The 3,458-nt window shown below is 38.9% G+C and carries 4 protein-coding genes; 2 read left to right on the forward strand and 2 right to left on the reverse strand.

The features are described from left to right. Positions 1–797: glycosyltransferase family 2 protein (locus tag AC1U9Z_RS17420; RefSeq protein WP_479958486.1), on the reverse strand; the 797-nt coding region annotated here is incomplete at its 3' end. 176 nt (positions 798–973) lie between these two features. Beyond that, complete coding sequence (locus AC1U9Z_RS17425) at positions 974–1,234, reverse strand: hypothetical protein (RefSeq protein WP_479958487.1); 261 nt, start codon at positions 1,232–1,234, stop codon at positions 974–976. Positions 1,235–1,304: 70 nt separating this feature from the next. Here AC1U9Z_RS17425 and AC1U9Z_RS17430 point away from each other — a divergent pair, with 70 nt between their 5' ends. Both AC1U9Z_RS17430 and AC1U9Z_RS17435 read left to right on the forward strand, forming a co-directional pair. After that, on the forward strand, positions 1,305–3,137 hold the full coding sequence (locus tag AC1U9Z_RS17430) for a hypothetical protein (protein WP_479958488.1): 1,833 nt from the start codon (positions 1,305–1,307) through the stop codon (positions 3,135–3,137). A 19-nt stretch (positions 3,138–3,156) separates the two neighbouring features. Continuing rightward, a complete protein-coding gene (locus tag AC1U9Z_RS17435; RefSeq protein WP_479958489.1) occupies positions 3,157–3,441 on the forward strand; it encodes an EscU/YscU/HrcU family type III secretion system export apparatus switch protein in 285 nt (94 codons plus the stop codon). Positions 3,442–3,458 lie beyond the last annotated feature (17 nt).

Genomic DNA, 3,458 nt, shown 5'->3' on the forward strand with positions numbered 1-3,458 from the left:
GTTTTGTATAAGGAAAAAGCGCCCTGAGCAACTAAAGTGCCTTGGAACATTCCTTGGAGTCTCTTAATACTAGCGATCCCCAAGAAATAATCCCATTCTTGCACTTTTGCTATGAGTTTTCCCCGACTGTTACGAACAAGAACTGCCCCTGCAACTGCACATACATCGAGGGGTGAGCTTAACATGCGGCCTACAATATAACGGATAGCAGATTTGTGTAACAGGGTATCTGCATCCAGTGTAATCACAAGTTCTGTGTCAACTTGTTTTAACCCAGTGTTCAGGGCATTGTTTTTACCACGTTTTGGTTCATTAATAAGAATAATATCCAGGTCAATTTTTTCGATGGCTCCTTTGACTACCTTAGCAGTATTGTCGTTGGAATTATTGTCAATCACAATTACTCGTAAATCCCCGTCATAATCTTGCCTCTCTATATAGGCTAAGGTGTTTTCAATATTCTTTTCCTCATTATAGCAAGCTATCAGGATTGTCACTGATTCAGCCGGATTAAGTATTTTAATAGCAGGTTGCCTATCAAATAATAAACTAAAAATCATAAATGCATTAAAATAACCCGGTAAATAAGCAATACCAGCTACGATCAAAACAGCAACTGGTACCGTGACAATTGCACCAATATCCTTAATCCATGGTAGGGAAACGAATATAGAAATAATCATCCACGTGAGAGCAAAGATATGACTGTAGGAAAATTTACGGATGATTGGAGTATAGCGTTTAGGATGCTCATTTACTTTTATTTGCGATGCTTCATGCTTTATTTGATAATTCATGCTGATAGTACCTTCCTTATAAATAGGCATCGTAAATCAAGTTTAAATAAAAAGCATACATACATCTTATGATATTTAGGCAAAGAAGTTTACTGGTAAATATTGAATTACCCAGGAGAACAGCAAGTGACTCCCGCCTCTGACTGTCGGGAGTCACTTTACCCTGCTACTTAGTTTTAATCAAGTTTCTTTACATCTGCCTCCAGTAACTTCCATTGGTTGCCAGTAAGCTGCCCGAGTGAAGTAGCTGTGGCAATCGAGTCTGCATTGCAAATACCCTTGATGGTTTGTAACCCCTTTAATTCATACACACCATCATTATCTATATCTACCGGCGTCAAATAATTGACATTTTGTTTTAGCCCAATAAGATTATTTACCATTGAGGGTACCAGGTAATCTGCAACGATGTAAACCTGACCCTGATTCCTAAGCAAGCCACCGTAAACTTTCCCCTTTTTCTTACCGATAATATTTATAAATTGATCTGTAAAATGAGGCGGTATAATGGAAATTAAGCCTGTAGATATAACTATGGTCAACTCAAACGGAAATATAAATAAAGATACTGAGGAAGTTGAGGGACAGGCGTTTAATTTGCCTAAGGGGCAGGTGCTCCAAGCAATTATTTTGAACCAAGTTACCGATAAACTTTATACTGCCCGGGTGGGTGGTAAAGATATTTGTATTCAGTGTTTCGATTTATTACCACTTAACACTCAGGTGGAGTTGGAACTGCATGGCAAACAGGGAGACATCTTTCTGGTCAAACCAGTGCCTTTCAATGCGTCCACACCAATCAGTCAGGAAGAGTTGCTGCAAAGGGTTTTTAGCCAACTACAAATCAAGGACACACCTTTGCATAGAAATCTCATTCAGAGTTTCTTGAACCAGGAAATTCCCTTAAGGGTCCCAGCCCTACAAATGGCTGAAAGAATGTTACAAAAATTAGGTGGAGATGCCCCGGAGAATATTGCAAAGGCTTTATTAGGCATTAAACTTGGGATTCCGCCGGAGCCAGTTGTGCTTAATGCGGTATATTCCTTTTTAAGGGACATAAATGTTTTTCAACAGGGTTATGAAGCAAGGTTACAAATATTTATCAATAAGTTGGTAGAGATAATAGGAGCGGTTAGGACGGAGGGTCATTTTTTGGCTTCTGGTAGTGTTCCGGAAACTAGGCAACTGCCTGCCGTACTTTCTCCTAAAGGGTATGAGCTGCTTCAGAAAACCCAGGAGTATCTTAGAAATATATGTATTGAACCAGATAAAGGGAGCACTAAAGTTATAGACCAATTGAAGATTCTTTTTAATTCACAAATAACTGGTTTAGTCTACCAAGATGGGCTAAAATCTACAACCAAAGATGTTAAGATGGGTAATCTGCCCTTAGCCCCTAACGCAGTTGCTGTTAACTTAGCTAGCATTGATTTAGCTAATCAAAGCACCGCAACATCACATAAAGCCAATCCAAGTTTACCTGATCCCCCCCTTGTTAACCTTGACACTAACCATTTTTCACCAACCGACAAGGTTATTGCAGAAAAAGGCAGTCAACTCCTGGCAATAAACATCGTAGCGGACTTAATAACTACTACTAATGAAGTATTAACCAAGGAAGATGGCCAAATCCGAAAGACCATAGGGGAAGAAAATGCAAAGCAGGGATTGAAGGATCTGACCTCAAGTGCTGACACAATCAAGCAAAACCTTAGTCAGGAACCGGAATTAAGTAAAAAAGCTTCTATTACTAAGTATAATCACAGAGATGCCGGTAATATCTTGCAGATATTTAGTAAACTAATGGAACAATTGAAGGAAGCAGCTAAGGAAACTGGTGAATCAACCCAAGTAAAAAGTCTTATTCAAGAAGGGACAATAATTGAAAGGCAAATGGTAGGGCATCAGGTTTTTCAGACCTTAAATAAGGTAGAGGGTCAGCAAGACTATTTGTATTTTAATTTACCCTTTATTAAACAAGATGAGAATCAAACCTGGGGACAGATAAAAATAATAAAAGACAATAGCCAATGTAAAAATATAGACCCAAAACATCTAAGCATGACTTTGTTACTGAATACCATTAGCATGGGGCCTCTTTTATTAGAGCTTAAGGTAAGAAATAAAGAGATCATAGCCGGTGGCAAGGTTGCCGAACAATGGGTGGCCAATTTATTAAGAAAGGCTTGGCCCAAACTTCAGGCTTCCTTTTTGACAGCAGGCTATCATTTACATACTTGTATCTGGCAAGTTGGTAACTTTACAGCAAACTTACTGCCCGCCGGATTAAAAATGGATGATAGTGATTGTAGTTTACAAACCGTAGATATTAAAATTTAGGAAAAATAGGTGGGTTATCATGGTTCGGGAAGAACATAGGAAAAAAGCCGTAGCCTTACGTTACACCCAGGAAACAGACAATGCCCCAAAGGTCGTATCATCTGGACAGGGGTATTTGGCAGAAAAGATTTTGCAGCTGGCGGAAGAACATTCCGTACCTGTCTATAAGGACCCTATATTAGTTGAAATGCTTTCGCATCTAGCCATTGGAGAAGAAATACCACCGGAATTATATAGTATAATTGCTGAAGTATTGCTTTTTGTGTATTCCCTTGACAAACAACCTAAGGGTGAAAAATGTTAATATTGAGGATTGTCCTG

The sequence above is a fragment of the Desulfotomaculum sp. genome (genome assembly GCF_982386235.1).

Coding starts and splice junctions, on each gene's coding strand:
- AC1U9Z_RS17435 (WP_479958489.1), top strand. CDS start 3,157: ATGGTTCGGGAAGAACATAGGAAAAAAGCCGTAGCCTTACGTTACACC.
- AC1U9Z_RS17430 (WP_479958488.1), top strand. CDS start 1,305: ATGGAAATTAAGCCTGTAGATATAACTATGGTCAACTCAAACGGAAAT.